Here is a 13816-nt window from a genome sequence, read left to right as displayed (position 1 = left end):
CAGGCTCCTTATTTGTCGCTTTCGGTGAGGCCCTTGATGAACCAACTCTGGAAGATGACGACGATCAACACAGGTGGCAGCATGGCCAGAACGGCGAGCGCGAAAGCTTCGTTGTAATCGGGAAGTTGCGAACCGACCCAGACCTGAAGGATCTGTTTGATGCCGCGCATGAGGGTGAAGAAGCGCTCGTCATTGGTCATCAGCGTGGGCCACAGATACTGGTTCCAGCCATAGACGAACATGATGATGAAGATGGCCGCCATCATGGTGCGCGAGAGCGGCAGCAGGATATCGATGAAGAACTTCACCGGCCCTGCCCCATCGATACGGGCGGCTTCCAGAATCTCGTCGGGAACGGATTTGAAGAACTGGCGGAAATAGAAGGTGCCGGTGGCAGATGCCAGAAGCGGCACGATGAGGCCGGTATAGGAGTTCAAAAGCCCCAGTTTGCTCATGACCTCATAGGACGGCATGATGCGGACTTCGAGCGGCAGGAGCAGGGTCGTGAAGATGACCCAGAAGGCGAGCGTGGCGAAGCGGAAGCGGAAGTAGACGATGGCGTAAGCCGCCAGCATCGACAGAACGATCTTGCCGACAGCAAAGCCGATGCCGAGGATCAGCGAGTTGATGACCATGTTGAGGCCGGTGATCTGACCCGTAAAGCCGCCCTTCTGGGTCAGAACCTTCTCATAGGTCCCGACGAAATTGTCTCCCGGCAGAAGCGTCAGGCCATTCATATGGATTTGCGCTGCCGTATGCGTCGAGGTCATGAAGGCGACGATCACAGGCATGATGAGAAACAGCGCGCCGATGATGAGGATCAGGTGATCGAGAGGTTTTGTCTTGTACATCGTGAAAATCCCTCAACCGTAATGGATGCGTTTTTCGAGGAAGCGGAACTGGATGACCGTCAGCACGAAGACCACGATCATGAGAATGACCGATTGGGCCGATGAGCCGCCAATGTCATTGCCGCGGAAGCCATCCACATAGACCTTGTAGACAAGGGTAATCGGGTTGTTGGCCGCCTTGTCCTTCACCATCACGTCGATGACGCCGAAGGTATCGAACAGCGCATAGGTGATGTTGATGATGAGCAGGAAGAAAGCGGTGGGCGCCAGAAGCGGCATGATGACCGTCCAGAACCGGCGAAAACCGGAGCGGCAATCGATAAAGGCAGCCTCACGAACGGACACCGGCACGCTTTGCAGGCCCGACAGAAAGAAGATGAAATTATAGGGGATCTGCTTCCAGACCGACACGAAAATCATCGCAAAGGCGGTATCGAAATAGGTGACGCCGACCTGCATGTGCCAGCCGAAGAAGGCAGCCATTTTCACGAAAGGGCCGATGTGCTGATCAAAGAACATCATGCCGATGAGGCCCGCGACCGGTGGAGCGATGGCATAGACCGAAATCAACAGCGTCTTGTAAGCCGAAGCGCCGCGAATGATCGCGTCCGCCTTCACGGCCAGCAAAAGGCCCAGCGCCAGTGAAAAGACGGTAACGAGAACAGTGAAAATCACCGTGAATTTGGCGATGTTGAGATATTCAGCGCTGAACAGCGCATCGGAATAATTGGCAAAACCGACGAAGGTGGAGCCGAAGCCGAAGGGATCTTCGATGTAAAACGAAGATTGCACCGCCTGCACCGACGGCCAGTAGAAGAAGACGAAAATGACGATAAGCTGCGGCGCGATCAACAGATAAGGCAGCGCGGACGACGAGAACTGCACCCGCTTGGCTGGCTCAGATATCGCGACAGGCTTCTTGGCCTTGGCGACGACGCCGGGAATAGGCCGGACGAGACCCGGCTGGGACGAGGTATAGGCCACGCGCGCGAACCTTTTTGTGTTGGGGCCTGTCTTCGGGGATGAAGGGAGGCCGTGGACTGAGGCAGGACGTTGCCCCTTTGCGGCGTCATCCTCGGGCTTGTCTCGAGGATGACGGAAGAGAATTTGGCAAACCTTCAGACAACCAACGGACCTCCCTCACTATGAAGGGAGGCCCATTTCTTAAGGCTTCAGTTCAATCAACCGGCAGTCTTGGCAAAACGGGCCAGAAGCTCGTTGCCTTCCTTTTCGATGATGTCCATGGCCTGCTTCGGCTCGACTTCACCGGAGAAGATGCGACCATATTCACGCTCCATGATGGAGCGAATCTGTGGGTAGAAGCCGAGGCGGTAGCCCTTGGACCATTCGCCGCCTGGAAGAGACAGCTGCTTGATGCCGACTTCGGCAACAGGCTGCTTCTCGTAAAAGCCTTCCTTCTTGGCCAGCTCATAGGCTGCCTGGGTGATGGCGACGTAACCGGTGGCTTCGTGGTAGAACTTCTGGATTTCAGGCGATGTCAGGAACTGGAAGAAGTCAGCCACGCACTTGTTTTCTGCTTCCGACTTGCCGGACATGGCAAACAGGGCCGCGCCGCCGATAAAGGAGTTGGTGCCAGCGCCCTTGATGGAGCCCCAGTATGGCAGGAAGGTTGCCGAGAACGGCATCTGCGCCGTCTTCTGCAAACCGCCGAAGGAGCCGGAAGAACCGATCCAGAGCGCGACCTTGTTTTCTTCGAACGGCTTCTGGTTATCGTTCCAGCCAGCGCCGTAATAGGCGAAGTAGCCCTGATCCTTCCAGGCCTTCAGCTTGTCGAACATCATGACGAGGTTCGGGTCGGTGACCTTAAGCTTGGTGTCGACGACGCTGTCGTAACCATTGTTGTTGGTGGCGAACTGAAGGTTGTTGCGCGAGAAGAAGTTCTCGGTGAATTCCCATGTCAGCTGCGTCTGAACGAGCGGAATGAAACCGGCTTCCTTCAGCTTCGGCGCTGCGGCTTCGAACTCTTCCCAGGTCTTGGGTGCTTCGACACCGGCCTTTTTCAGGGCTTCCGTGTTGTAGTACATGATCGGCGCGGACGAGTTGAACGGCATGCCGACGAACTTACCATCGGCAGCGGCGTAGAAGTTCCGCACGCCGGGAATGAAGGCTTCGCGATCGAACTTGTAACCGGCCTTGGTGATGATGTCTTCGGCCGGAATGATCGCGCCCTTGGCGTTGATGATGGTGGCGGCACCGGCATCGAAAACCTGAAGGATGTTCGGCTGTTCGCCGGAGCGGAAGGCAGCGATGCCGCTGGCCAGCGCTTCTTCGTATGTGCCCTTGGACACAGGCGTCAGCGCGCAATTGGTCTGCGCAGCGTTGAACTTCTGCGACACTTCATTGATGACTTCGCCGTTGCGGCCACCCATGCCATGCCACCAGGTGATGTTTGTCGCCGCCATGGACGATGTCGCCGAAAACGTGATGGCCATTGCAGCCATAGAAAACTTCTTGATCATAGTTCCGATCCTCTACCGCCCTTGTTGGGTGAGGATGCGAATAGGCGCGTTCCATGACGTCTCGTTTACGGTTTTATGTCGGATTTATAACAGTATGGTACCAAGAAGTGCTCCATGACTTCACGTATCAATCAATAGTTGCCGGCAACGATGCCGAAACGAGGCGAGCGGGATTTCCGACCACGGTCCGACCGGCAGCGACATCCTTCGTGACCACGGAGCCCGCGCCGATGATCGCACCATCGAAAATGCGGATGCCGGGCAGGATGATCGCCCCGCCGCCAATCCAGACATTGTTGCCAATGGTAACGGGTTTGGCGATCTCGATGCCGCGTGCGCGCTGCGCGCCATCCCTATGGTGATCGGCGCAATAGATCTGCACGCCGGGGCCGAGCATGGAACCATCGCCTATGGTCACGGGGCCGGAATCCAGAATGACGCAGCCCGCGTTGAGATAGGTGTTTTCACCCAGCGATATATTGAAGCCGTAGCTGCAATGAAACGGTGCTTCGATGAAGGCCGTTTTCGAGACTGAACCGAAGAGAGAGCGCAGAAGCGGGGCCATCGCGCCACGGGCATCCGGCACCATGCTGTTATGTTGATGGACCGCCCGGCGGGCCGCGACACGCAAGGCATCGAGTTCATCATCCAGACAGCAATACCATTCTCCGGCTGCCATTTTTTCCCGTTCGCTGCGCATCCGCTTGTCTCCCTAGAACGCGTCGATGAAATGTTTGGGCAGGCGACGCGGCAGGACGGCGACGATATCGAAGCGCAGCGACAGCGCAGCGGCGTCCTTGCGGCGTGACAGCCAGAGATCGGCGGCGGCGCGGATGCGGCCTTGCGACGCGTAGCTGACCGCATCGATAGCGCCTGTTTCAGACGCCCGGGCCTTGACCTCGATGACGGCGATCACGTCCTTCTTGCGTGCGATGATATCGATTTCACCAGACCGGGTGCGGTAACGCAGGGCGAGGATGCGATAGCCCTTCAACAGCAGATAAAGTGCCGCCCAATATTCGGCAACATGGCCGCGCCGCTCGGCTCGGCGTTTGCTCGCCTCACGCGCCATCGCTATCCTTCAGGTCAAGGATACGCTGGTAAAGCTCCTTGCGCGGCAGGCCGGTGAGTTTGGCCGCCTCTGCGGCGGCTTTTGCGGCAGGCATGGTGGAGACAAGGTCTTTCAGCAGCTTTTCGACGTCTTCCATGTCGGGAATTTCATCATAGGAGGGCGGCTCGATCAGCAGCACGATTTCACCTTTGACGATGCGGTCTTCGTTGTAAAATTCCGTTAGCTCACCCAGCGTGCCACGGCGGAACTCTTCGAAGGTTTTCGTCAGTTCCCGACACACGACGGCGCGGCGGTTCGGCCCCAGAACCTCCGAGGCGACCTTGATGGTGGCGCAGATGCGGTGCGGGGATTCGAAAAACATCATGGTCGCCGGAATTTTAGACAGTTCGGAAAAGCGGTCTCGCTTGCCCTTGTCCTTGACCGGCAGGAAACCTGCGAACATGAAAGCGTCGCTCGGCATGCCGGAGCCGACCAGCGCGGCCAAAGGCGCCGAAGCACCGGGAATGGGCACGACACGGTGGCCCGCCTCGACTGCCATTTGTCCTAAGCGATAACCGGGATCGGAGACCAGCGGCGTGCCCGCATCCGACACCAGCGCCACGGATTTTCCGGCATCCAGGGCGGCGATGAGCTTGGGGCCTGCCTCTTCGGCATTGTGCTCATGATAGGAATAGGGGCGATTGCGGATGCCGTAACGGTCCAGCAGAATGCGGGTGACACGGGTGTCTTCGCAGGCCAGCACATCGGCAGAGGCCAGCGTTTCCAGTGCTCTTATGGTGATATCGCCGAGATTGCCGATGGGGGTGGCGACCAGATAGAGTGCGGCATCGATGGGTCGTGCAGGTACGGTAAAGCCACCGACCTTGAAACCACGCCCCGTGCCGTCTGCGTCTTCTATCGTCTGGTCCGTTGTGGCGTCATCTGTCACTGCATCATTCCCGTCATGTGGTATTTCCCTGTCTTTATGGGCAAGACGGCGCCTTCGAACAAGGGCCGTTATTGGCGCTCAAGTCATGTAAGGAAATGTATAGCGTGGAAAATTGGGGAATGACGCGGTCTGGCCCCTTGCCTTTTCCTCGATAACTCTGCCATTTTGCCCGTCCACATTATCCGGCCAAAATGCCGGAGACACTATCTTGGCGATCCGGCCTATCGGGATCGCATCGGTTGAAAGCGGAAGTCTTCATGCGTATTACCCTCGAGCGGTCGAACCTTCTGAAATCGCTGAACCACGTTCATCGTGTGGTGGAACGGCGCAACACGATTCCCATTCTGTCCAACGTGCTGCTGCGCGCATCCGACGCCAAGCTGGACATGAAGGCGACCGACCTCGATCTCGAAATCACCGAAGCGACACCGGCCATGGTGGAACAGGCAGGCTCGACGACGGTGCCTGCGCATCTGCTGTATGAAATCGTGCGCAAGCTGCCCGACGGTTCCGAGGTTCTTCTGGCTACCAATCCCGATGGCTCGACCATGACGGTTGCGTCCGGTCGCTCGAAGTTTTCGTTGCAGTGCCTGCCGGAAACCGACTTTCCGGACCTGACCGCAGGCACGTTCAGCCACGTCTTCAAGCTCAAAGCCGCCGACCTGAAAATGCTGATCGACCGCACGCAGTTTGCGATTTCGACCGAAGAGACACGTTATTATCTCAACGGCATCTTCTTCCACACGATTGAAAGCGGCAACGATCTGAAGTTGCGCGCAGTGGCCACCGACGGTCACCGTCTGGCGCGCGCCGATGTGAACGCGCCATCCGGTTCCGAGGGCATGCCTGGCATCATCATCCCACGCAAGACGGTGGGCGAGCTGCAAAAGCTGGTCGATAACCCGGAGCTGGAAGTGACCGTCGAGGTATCCGACGCAAAGATCCGCATTGCGATCGGCGACATCGTTTTGACGTCCAAGCTGATCGACGGCACGTTCCCGGATTACCAGCGCGTCATCCCCACTGGCAACGACAAGGAAATGCGCGTCGATTGCCAGTCCTTCGCCAAAGCGGTGGACCGCGTCTCGACCATCTCGTCCGAGCGTGGCCGCGCGGTGAAGCTTGCGATTGCCGAGGGACAATTGACGCTGACCGTCAACAACCCGGATTCCGGCAGTGCGACGGAAGAAGTCGCGGTCGGGTACGAACACGAAGGCATGGAGATCGGCTTCAATGCTAAATATCTGCTGGACATCACGGCGCAGCTTTCCGGGGAAGACGCGATCTTTCTGTTGGCCGACGCCGGTTCACCGACGCTCGTGCGCGACAATGCAGGTGACGATGCCCTTTACGTGCTGATGCCTATGCGCGTTTAGCACTCTCTCATTTAGTGAAAACTTAAAAATGCCGGTGACATCCTCACCGGCATTTTTGTTTGGAGATTCTGCACAGTTTGTTAAGATTTTCCTATTGCGACATTTTTCATTGTCTTTACGACAGTCTGAAACAACATATCGCCACAGTTTCACCAAATGTTGTTTTGATTGAATTTGTGAGGGGGAACGGATGGGACTGAGCCTGAAACAGCGCTTCGGCAGAAAATTCGAAGAGGAAATTCGTTTCTTCAAGGGAATGGTCAACCAGCCGAAAAAGGTAGGCGCCATCGTTCCGACCTCCGGTGTGACCGCACGGCGCATGGCCAGCGTCATCACCCCGCAATCCGGCCTGCCCGTGCTGGAGCTTGGGCCTGGAACCGGCTGTATCACCAAGGCCATTTTGGCGCGCGGCGTGAAGCCGGAAAACGTGACGGCCATCGAATATTCCACGGACTTCTATCAGCAACTGCTGCGCAGCTATCCGGGCGTGAATTTCATCAATGGCGATGCTTTCGATCTGGATACGACGCTGGCGGCGCAAAAAGACCAGATGTTCGATTGCGTCATCTCAGCCGTGCCCATGCTGAACTTCCCGATGGCCGAGCGCATCCGTCTTCTCGACGACCTGCTCAATCGCGTGCCGCATGGACGTCCGGTCATCCAGATTTCCTATGGCCCGATGTCGCCGATCGTGGCGCAACCGCACCTCTACCACATTCGCCACTATGATTTCGTGGTGCGCAACATTCCACCCGCACAGCTGTGGACCTACACCCGCGCCTGAGCTAGCGTTGCATCATGTACGCGCTTTATATCACCCACCCACAGGTCAGGATCGACGCCGATGTGCCGGTTCCCGAATGGGGCCTGTCGGAGTTGGGCGTCGAAAGGACACGCAAGGCCAGCGCCCTGCCCTGGGCCAAAACCTTGAGCCGCATCGTTAGCAGCACCGAGAACAAGGCCGCCGAAACGGCGCAGATTGTTGCATCGGTGAGCGGCGTTGCCGTTGAGACCGTTCCCGACATGCACGAAAACGACCGGAGTGCGACGGGGTTTCTGCCGCCAGACCAGTTCGAGGCAGCGGCGGACTGGTTCTTTGCCCACCCGCATGCCAGCTACAAGGGGTGGGAAACTGCCATTGATGCGCAAGCCCGCATCGTAGCGGCTGTCGAGGCTGTTCTCGCAGACCATGATCCTAGGCTGGCTATTGCCTTTATCGGACATGGCGGCGTCGGCACCTTGCTGAAATGCCACCTCGCAGGAAGCCAGATTACCCGCAGCACCGACCAGCCACCGGGTGGTGGCAATCTGTTCTGTTTTACCCTTGCAGACCGGCGCATCACATGCGACTGGACGGCAATGGAAACGTGGCAGGGGATGACACTATGACCGCACGCGAGCGCCTGATCGTCGGGCTTGATGTTCCAACCGTGGCTGAGGCCGAAACCATCGTCAATGCGCTGGGTAACGACGTGCTGTTCTACAAGATCGGCCACCAGCTCGCCTTTGCGGGCGGGCTGGGATTCGCCAAGGAACTGGCCGCGAGCGGCAAAAACATCTTCCTCGATATGAAGCTCCTAGACATCGACAACACAGTGGCGTCGGGTGTGGAAAACATCGCCAAGATGGGCATGTCGATGCTGACGCTGCACGCCTACCCCAAGGCCATGCGGGCTGCGGTGAAGGCGGCGCAAGGGTCCGGGCTGACGCTGCTGGGCGTGACAGTGCTGACCTCGATGGATGATGTGGATTTGATCGAGGCCGGATATCAGGGTGACGCCCGTTCGCTGGTGCTGAAGCGGGCAGCCCAGGCACGGGACGCAGGCATGGGTGGCATCGTTTGTTCAGCGGAAGAATCTGCCGCTGTGCGTGAGATCGTCGGTGCCGATATGGCCGTCGTTACCCCCGGAATTCGCCCCATTGGTGGCGATGCCGGTGACCAGAAGCGGGTCGTGACGCCATACGATGCGATCAAGGCTGGCTCCAGCCATCTGGTCGTGGGCCGCCCCATCGTCAAAGCCGCCGACCCAAAGGCTGCAGCACTTGCCATTCTGGACGAGATGTCCAAAGCAATCTGAAAAGGATAAGACCATGGCCAAGGGATACTGGATTGCACAGGTGGATGTGCGTGACGCCGAGCGTTACAAGGACTATATCTCCACAGCCTCACCGGCATTCGAGCGTTTCGGGGCAAACTTTCTGGCACGCGGTGGCCTCGTCACGCAGCTCGAAGGCAAGGGCCGGGCGCGCAATGTCATCATCGAGTTTCCCTCGATGCAGCATGCCCTCGATTGCTACAACTCCGATGAATATCAGCAGGCGCTGAAAATCCGTCAGGAGGTGGCCGATACCGAACTGATGATCATGGACGGCGCCTGATCATCGCCAAGTAACCGTTCATTCTGGTTGGCCGCAAACGCTGTTCTCTCTTCCCGTTGCATCGGGTTTAAGCTAAGAGACGGAAACGCTTGTAATCAACGCTTCGCAGGAGCCTCCCATGCCATTGGCCAACCTTCCCCCTCTCGTCACCGTTTTTGGCGGCTCGGGCTTTGTCGGACGGCATGTGGTGCGTTTTCTGGCCAAGCGCGGCTACCGCATTCGTGTTGCCGTTCGCCGTCCTGATCTGGCCGGCTTTTTGCAGCCGCTGGGCAATGTCGGGCAGATCTCCTTTGTGCAAGCCAATCTGCGTTACAAGGAGTCCATCAACAAGGCCGTTGAAGGCGCCGACCATGTGGTCAACTGCGTCGGAATTCTGTTCGAGAGCGGTCGCAACACATTCGACGCCGTACAGGAATTCGGTGCGCGTGCCGTGGCCGAGGCCGCAAAGAACACAGGCGCAACCCTGACGCATATTTCCGCCATTGGCGCCGATGCAACTTCGTCCGTTGGTTATGCCCGCACAAAAGGCCGCGCCGAAGCTGCGATCCGCTCGGTTCTGCCGGATGCCATCATTCTGCGCCCGTCGATCGTGTTCGGACCGGAAGACGATTTCTTCAACAAATTTGCCGGTATGGCGCAGCGCATGCCGTTTCTGCCGCTGATCGGTGGCGGGCACACCAAGTTCCAGCCCGTCTATGTCGAGGACGTGGCGGAAGTCGTGGCCCGCAGCGTCGATGGCGTGCTGAAGGCTGGCGCGACCTATGAACTGGGCGGGCAGGACGTGATGACATTCCGCGACTGTCTCGAGGCCGTGTTGGCTGCCACCTATCGCCAGCGGCCGCTCGTCTCTCTACCTTTCGGCATCGCATCGATGATCGGCAAGGTCGCATCGATGATACCGCTCATCACCCCGCCACTGACGGCCGATCAGGTCACGATGCTGCGAAACGACAATGTCGTGTCTGCAGAAGCCACCAATTCCGGAATGACGCTCGACGGTCTCGGCATCACGCCGGTGCGCGTCGCATCCGTTCTGCCGTCCTACATGGTGAGCTACCGCACCCACGGACAGTTCAGCAAAACGGGCAAAGCCGCTTAAGCTTTCTGGGCATGTCCGGACGAAAACCCCGCATCAAATATTCGTCGTCACGCTTTTAAAAAAGTGCGTGCAACCAAATTCAAAACTGTGAGTTAAGCACCCAACGGGCAGCGATCACGTTCGCTGCCTTTTTTTTCGTATGTGGGGGCACATCATGAAATCAGCACGACAGAAGACCAAGCGTGGCACATGGGCAACTGTGAACAAGAGTTCGCATTAACCCGGTGTTCAGCAAGGTCCTTTATTGCTAAATGCCACATCCTACACACAATCCAGAACCTAACAATCATCGTGCGGCGGCGGGTGTCGTTGCGGTCATCGTCTGAAAGGCAAATATAAAATGGGCAAGTCTATCGCACTCTTTTTTGCGTGTGCGGCGTTGGTTGTTCTGGCAGGTTCGTTCATGGCGCCGGGCACGGTCGCAGCTGGCAAGACCGGTTGTTCGCCAGCCTATGGCGTCGATCCATGTGCCACGAGCTCGATCTCGGCAAACTGATCGATTTCAAGCAAAGCGCTTGTGCCATGATTTCAAAAAAGCGCCATCGGGTCGATCGAAGGCGCTTTTTTCGTGGGTGAATGGGCCTTTTCAGCGATAAAGTGATGTGGCAATCGCGCGGCTGTTAAACTTGTCTTAAAAAAGCTGAACTTATAGTTTCTGCACAGGCCATCGTTTGTCCGCCGCCTGGCGATAAAGACAACCCTTCCTTTCATCAAAAAATCTGAGTGCCATGCCAACCCTTTTTCATTCTCCCATGTCGACCGCATCCCGATTCGTTCGGCTGATCCTGACCGAATACGGTTTTCAGGCGGATCTCGTCGAGGAGCAGCCATGGGAAAAGCGGCGGGAGTTTCTGGCACTCAACCCGGCGGGAACGCTGCCGGTCTATCTCGACGACAATATGCGCTCGCTCTGTGGTCCCTATGTTCTGGCCGAATTTCTGGACGAAACCCATGGTGTGCTGAAACGGGACAGGCGCCTTCTGGCCGAAGACCCGTTCCAGCGCGCCGAGATCCGCCGCCTGACGGAATGGTTCTTGCAGAAGATGGAAACGGATGTGACGCGGCCGCTGGTGCGGGAACGTGCTTACAAGTTGCAGATGTCCACCGCTCAGGGTGGTGGCCCGCCTGACAGCAAGCTGTTGCGCACGGCCCGCTCCAACGTCCATCAGCATATGAAATATCTGGAATGGCTGGCAGGTTCGCGCACGTGGCTTGCAGGCGACCGGCTGAGCTACGCCGATCTGGCCGCTGGAGCCTCCGTTTCCATTCTCGATTATCTCGGCGAGATCAACTGGCTGGAAGCGCCGATTGCCAAGGAATGGTACCAGCGCGTCAAATCGCGCCCCTCTTTCCGACCGCTACTGACAGAGCGCGTGCCACGGCTTGCGCCCTCGTCCCATTATGCGGACCTGGATTTTTAAGCCTGAGACATCGGCTTACGATATAATGGTGCACGACGCGGTTTCATTGCGCCGCGCATCGGGAGAAAAGCCATCGATACGGCATTGCAGAAGCAACAGATGCATGCTGCCAAGCTGACGGACTTCGTCCGCGCAGAAGCCGCCGCGCTTGGCTTCGATCTCTGTCGTGTCACCTCAGCCGACAGTATTCCACTTGCGCCTGAGAGACTTAGGGAGTTCATCGACAACGGCTTCCACGGCACCATGGGCTGGATGGAAGAGACGCAGGAGCGCCGTGCGCGACCGAAGACGTTATGGAGCGAGGTGAAGTCCGTCGTCATGTTTGGCCTGAACTATGGCCCCGATGAAGACCCGCGCGGCATCTTATCCAAAGCCGACAAGGCCGCGATTTCCGTTTACGCCCGCAACCGCGATTATCACGATGTCATCAAAGGACGATTGAAAGAGATTGCCACGCGCTTTGCTGCGCGTGCGGGCGAAGACGTGAAGGTCTTTGTCGATACGGCGCCGGTGATGGAAAAGCCGCTGGCCCAGGCTGCCGGGTTGGGCTGGCAGGGCAAACATACCAATCTCGTCAGCCGCAGCCATGGGTCGTGGCTGTTTCTGGGCAGCATGTTCACCACAGCCGATCTGCGCCTGGATGAGGCGGAAACGGATCACTGCGGCTCCTGCCGGGCCTGTCTCGACGCCTGCCCGACCAATGCCTTTCCCGCACCCTACAAGCTGGATGCACGGCGTTGCATTTCCTATCTGACCATCGAGCACAAGGGACCGATACCGCCGGAGTTCAGGCCGATGATCGGTAACCGTATCTATGGTTGTGACGATTGCCTTGCCGCCTGCCCCTGGAACAAGTTTGCGGCGAGCGCATCCGAGATAAAACTGCAGGCGCGAGACGATCTGAAGGAACCGGAAATCGCTTTTCTGCTAACGCTGGACGATGCCGCTTTCCGTGCCTTTTTCAGCGGATCTCCTGTCAAGAGGATTGGTCGCAATCGCTTCATTCGCAATGTCCTGATCGCTGCTGGAAATTCCGGTGACGCGAAATTTATTGATCAATGTCAGATACTTGCACAGGATAAATCGCCCGATGTACGCGGTATGGCGGTGTGGGCACTGTCAAGATTGATGGACAGGCACAGCTTCAATGCCTACGCTGGCACACGTGCATCCGAAGACGATTCGGACGTGCTGGACGAGTGGTTGTTAGCAGGAGTGTAAATGTCGCATCTGATGATTTTCGGGGCCGGATATTCCGGCAAGGCCATCGCCAGAGCACTCCAGACCGATATGGACCGCATTTCCGGCACGACGCGCGGCGAAGACAAAATCTCGACATTGCAGTGCCGGGCCATCGCTCCTTTCATTTTTACCGGCGAGGCGATCAGCGACGAGTTGCGCACAGAGTTGCGCGGCGTTACGCACCTGGTGCAGTCGATTGCACCGAGCGCTTCTGGCGATCCGCTGCTGCGGCTGTGCAAGGGCGACCTCAAAAGCCTCATGCCGGACTTGCAATGGGCTGCCTATCTCTCGACGGTGGGTGTCTATGGCAACCACGATGGAGACTGGGTGGATGAAGACACGCCCTGCCGCCCTGTCTCCGTACGCTCCGTAGAGCGCGTGGAAGCGGAACAGGCCTGGGACACGGCCTGCCAGCAGGCAGGCGTCAAGCTCTGCACCTTGAGGCTTTCGGGAATTTACGGCCCGGGCCGTAACGGCCTCATCAACCTTGAAAAGGGCACGGCCCGGCGACTGGTGAAGAAGGAGCAGGTGTTCAACCGCATCCGCGTCGAGGATATTGGTGCTGCCACCGAATTTCTGATCGAACACCAGGCCCACGGCATCTTCAACGTGACGGATGACGAGCCTGCACCGCCGCAGGATGTCGTCGCCTTTGCGGCCGACCTGATGGATGTGGAACCGCCGGAAGAGCAACCCTTCGAGACCGCACAGCTGAGCGAGATGGCCCGTTCTTTCTATGGCGAAAACAAACGCGTCTCAAACCGCAAGCTGAAAGAGCTTGGCTTCACCTTTGCCTATCCCAACTATAGCCAATCGCTGCGACAGATGTGGGATGAAAGCATTTGGCGAGATGAATAACCGTTCATATTCCGCCGTTATGAAAAATCCATCCAAAGCCCTTTTCTGGAATGTTTTAATCGCATTTTCGCCTTTTTAACCATTTGTTAAGGCGCAACTTGGCTAAAATT

The 13816-nt window shown here is 57.6% G+C and carries 16 protein-coding genes; 10 read left to right on the top strand and 6 right to left on the bottom strand.

Annotation, left to right across the window (positions count from 1 at the left end; translation table 11 throughout):
* Positions 1-8 precede the first annotated feature (8 nt).
* From ugpE to rsmI, 6 genes are all read right to left on the bottom strand, one after another.
* Positions 9-851, bottom strand: a complete 843-nt coding sequence (gene ugpE, locus RMR21_RS01025; RefSeq protein WP_498668891.1) for a sn-glycerol-3-phosphate ABC transporter permease UgpE — start codon at positions 849-851, stop codon at positions 9-11.
* Between the two features lie 12 nt (positions 852-863).
* Positions 864-1835: an ABC transporter permease subunit gene (locus RMR21_RS01020; RefSeq protein WP_498668890.1), complete on the bottom strand. Its 972-nt coding sequence runs from the start codon at positions 1833-1835 to the stop codon at positions 864-866.
* 197 nt (positions 1836-2032) lie between these two features.
* Positions 2033-3331, bottom strand: a complete 1299-nt coding sequence (locus RMR21_RS01015; protein ID WP_498668889.1) for an extracellular solute-binding protein — start codon at positions 3329-3331, stop codon at positions 2033-2035.
* Between the two features lie 127 nt (positions 3332-3458).
* Positions 3459-4031, bottom strand: coding sequence for a sugar O-acetyltransferase (locus RMR21_RS01010; protein WP_498668888.1), 573 nt, complete (start codon positions 4029-4031; stop codon positions 3459-3461).
* A gap of 12 nt (positions 4032-4043) precedes the next feature.
* Positions 4044-4403: a YraN family protein gene (locus tag RMR21_RS01005; RefSeq protein WP_498668887.1), complete on the bottom strand. Its 360-nt coding sequence runs from the start codon at positions 4401-4403 to the stop codon at positions 4044-4046.
* Positions 4393-5301 carry a 16S rRNA (cytidine(1402)-2'-O)-methyltransferase gene (gene rsmI / locus RMR21_RS01000; RefSeq protein WP_498670202.1) on the bottom strand — a complete coding sequence of 303 codons (909 nt, stop codon included), beginning with the start codon at positions 5299-5301 and terminating at the stop codon, positions 4393-4395. The genes RMR21_RS01005 and rsmI overlap by 11 nt, the downstream gene beginning before the upstream one ends.
* Positions 5302-5588: 287 nt before the next feature.
* On the opposite strand from rsmI, the gene dnaN reads away from it, so the two are divergent.
* The 10 genes from dnaN to RMR21_RS00950 all read left to right on the top strand — a co-directional run bounded on the left by dnaN (position 5589) and on the right by RMR21_RS00950 (position 13706).
* Positions 5589-6707, top strand: a complete 1119-nt coding sequence (dnaN, locus tag RMR21_RS00995; RefSeq protein WP_498668886.1) for a DNA polymerase III subunit beta — start codon at positions 5589-5591, stop codon at positions 6705-6707.
* A gap of 190 nt (positions 6708-6897) precedes the next feature.
* A complete protein-coding gene (gene pmtA / locus RMR21_RS00990) occupies positions 6898-7491 on the top strand; it encodes a phospholipid N-methyltransferase PmtA (RefSeq protein ID WP_498668885.1) in 594 nt (197 codons plus the stop codon).
* Between the two features lie 14 nt (positions 7492-7505).
* Positions 7506-8096, top strand: coding sequence for a histidine phosphatase family protein (locus tag RMR21_RS00985; RefSeq protein ID WP_498668884.1), 591 nt, complete (start codon positions 7506-7508; stop codon positions 8094-8096).
* The gene (gene pyrF, locus RMR21_RS00980) at positions 8093-8785 is read left to right on the top strand and encodes an orotidine-5'-phosphate decarboxylase (RefSeq protein WP_498668883.1); all 693 of its coding nucleotides are present in this window, start codon (positions 8093-8095) and stop codon (positions 8783-8785) included. The genes RMR21_RS00985 and pyrF overlap by 4 nt, the downstream gene beginning before the upstream one ends.
* A gap of 13 nt (positions 8786-8798) precedes the next feature.
* Positions 8799-9086, top strand: coding sequence for a DUF1330 domain-containing protein (locus RMR21_RS00975; RefSeq protein WP_498668882.1), 288 nt, complete (start codon positions 8799-8801; stop codon positions 9084-9086).
* A gap of 118 nt (positions 9087-9204) precedes the next feature.
* Positions 9205-10185: a complex I NDUFA9 subunit family protein gene (locus RMR21_RS00970; RefSeq protein WP_498668881.1), complete on the top strand. Its 981-nt coding sequence runs from the start codon at positions 9205-9207 to the stop codon at positions 10183-10185.
* 340 nt (positions 10186-10525) lie between these two features.
* Positions 10526-10681 (top strand): hypothetical protein, encoded by a 156-nt coding sequence (locus RMR21_RS00965; RefSeq protein WP_164470679.1) that lies wholly within the window; start codon positions 10526-10528, stop codon positions 10679-10681.
* Between the two features lie 232 nt (positions 10682-10913).
* Positions 10914-11606 carry a glutathione S-transferase family protein gene (locus RMR21_RS00960; protein WP_174151912.1) on the top strand — a complete coding sequence of 231 codons (693 nt, stop codon included), beginning with the start codon at positions 10914-10916 and terminating at the stop codon, positions 11604-11606.
* A gap of 99 nt (positions 11607-11705) precedes the next feature.
* A complete protein-coding gene (gene queG / locus RMR21_RS00955) occupies positions 11706-12827 on the top strand; it encodes a tRNA epoxyqueuosine(34) reductase QueG (RefSeq protein ID WP_498668880.1) in 1122 nt (373 codons plus the stop codon).
* A complete protein-coding gene (locus tag RMR21_RS00950) occupies positions 12828-13706 on the top strand; it encodes an SDR family oxidoreductase (protein ID WP_498668879.1) in 879 nt (292 codons plus the stop codon).
* Positions 13707-13816 lie beyond the last annotated feature (110 nt).

The sequence above is a fragment of the Agrobacterium sp. rho-8.1 genome (assembly GCF_033957725.1).
Taxonomy (GTDB): Bacteria; Pseudomonadota; Alphaproteobacteria; order Rhizobiales; family Rhizobiaceae; genus Agrobacterium.
The sequence above is the reverse complement of the archived record's forward strand: the minus strand, read 5'-3'. Positions and strand labels throughout refer to the sequence as shown.

Bases quoted from the DNA above. Each gene is read 5' to 3' on its own strand.
- ugpE (WP_498668891.1), bottom strand. From the start codon at position 851: ATGTACAAGACAAAACCTCTCGATCACCTGATCCTCATCATCGGCGCG.
- RMR21_RS01015 (WP_498668889.1), bottom strand. From the start codon at position 3,331: ATGATCAAGAAGTTTTCTATGGCTGCAATGGCCATCACGTTTTCGGCG.
- RMR21_RS01010 (WP_498668888.1), bottom strand. From the start codon at position 4,031: ATGCGCAGCGAACGGGAAAAAATGGCAGCCGGAGAATGGTATTGCTGT.
- RMR21_RS01005 (WP_498668887.1), bottom strand. From the start codon at position 4,403: ATGGCGCGTGAGGCGAGCAAACGCCGAGCCGAGCGGCGCGGCCATGTT.
- dnaN (WP_498668886.1), top strand. From the start codon at position 5,589: ATGCGTATTACCCTCGAGCGGTCGAACCTTCTGAAATCGCTGAACCAC.
- pmtA (WP_498668885.1), top strand. From the start codon at position 6,898: ATGGGACTGAGCCTGAAACAGCGCTTCGGCAGAAAATTCGAAGAGGAA.
- RMR21_RS00985 (WP_498668884.1), top strand. From the start codon at position 7,506: ATGTACGCGCTTTATATCACCCACCCACAGGTCAGGATCGACGCCGAT.
- pyrF (WP_498668883.1), top strand. From the start codon at position 8,093: ATGACCGCACGCGAGCGCCTGATCGTCGGGCTTGATGTTCCAACCGTG.
- RMR21_RS00975 (WP_498668882.1), top strand. From the start codon at position 8,799: ATGGCCAAGGGATACTGGATTGCACAGGTGGATGTGCGTGACGCCGAG.
- RMR21_RS00970 (WP_498668881.1), top strand. From the start codon at position 9,205: ATGCCATTGGCCAACCTTCCCCCTCTCGTCACCGTTTTTGGCGGCTCG.
- RMR21_RS00965 (WP_164470679.1), top strand. From the start codon at position 10,526: ATGGGCAAGTCTATCGCACTCTTTTTTGCGTGTGCGGCGTTGGTTGTT.
- RMR21_RS00960 (WP_174151912.1), top strand. From the start codon at position 10,914: ATGCCAACCCTTTTTCATTCTCCCATGTCGACCGCATCCCGATTCGTT.
- queG (WP_498668880.1), top strand. From the start codon at position 11,706: ATGCATGCTGCCAAGCTGACGGACTTCGTCCGCGCAGAAGCCGCCGCG.
- RMR21_RS00950 (WP_498668879.1), top strand. From the start codon at position 12,828: ATGTCGCATCTGATGATTTTCGGGGCCGGATATTCCGGCAAGGCCATC.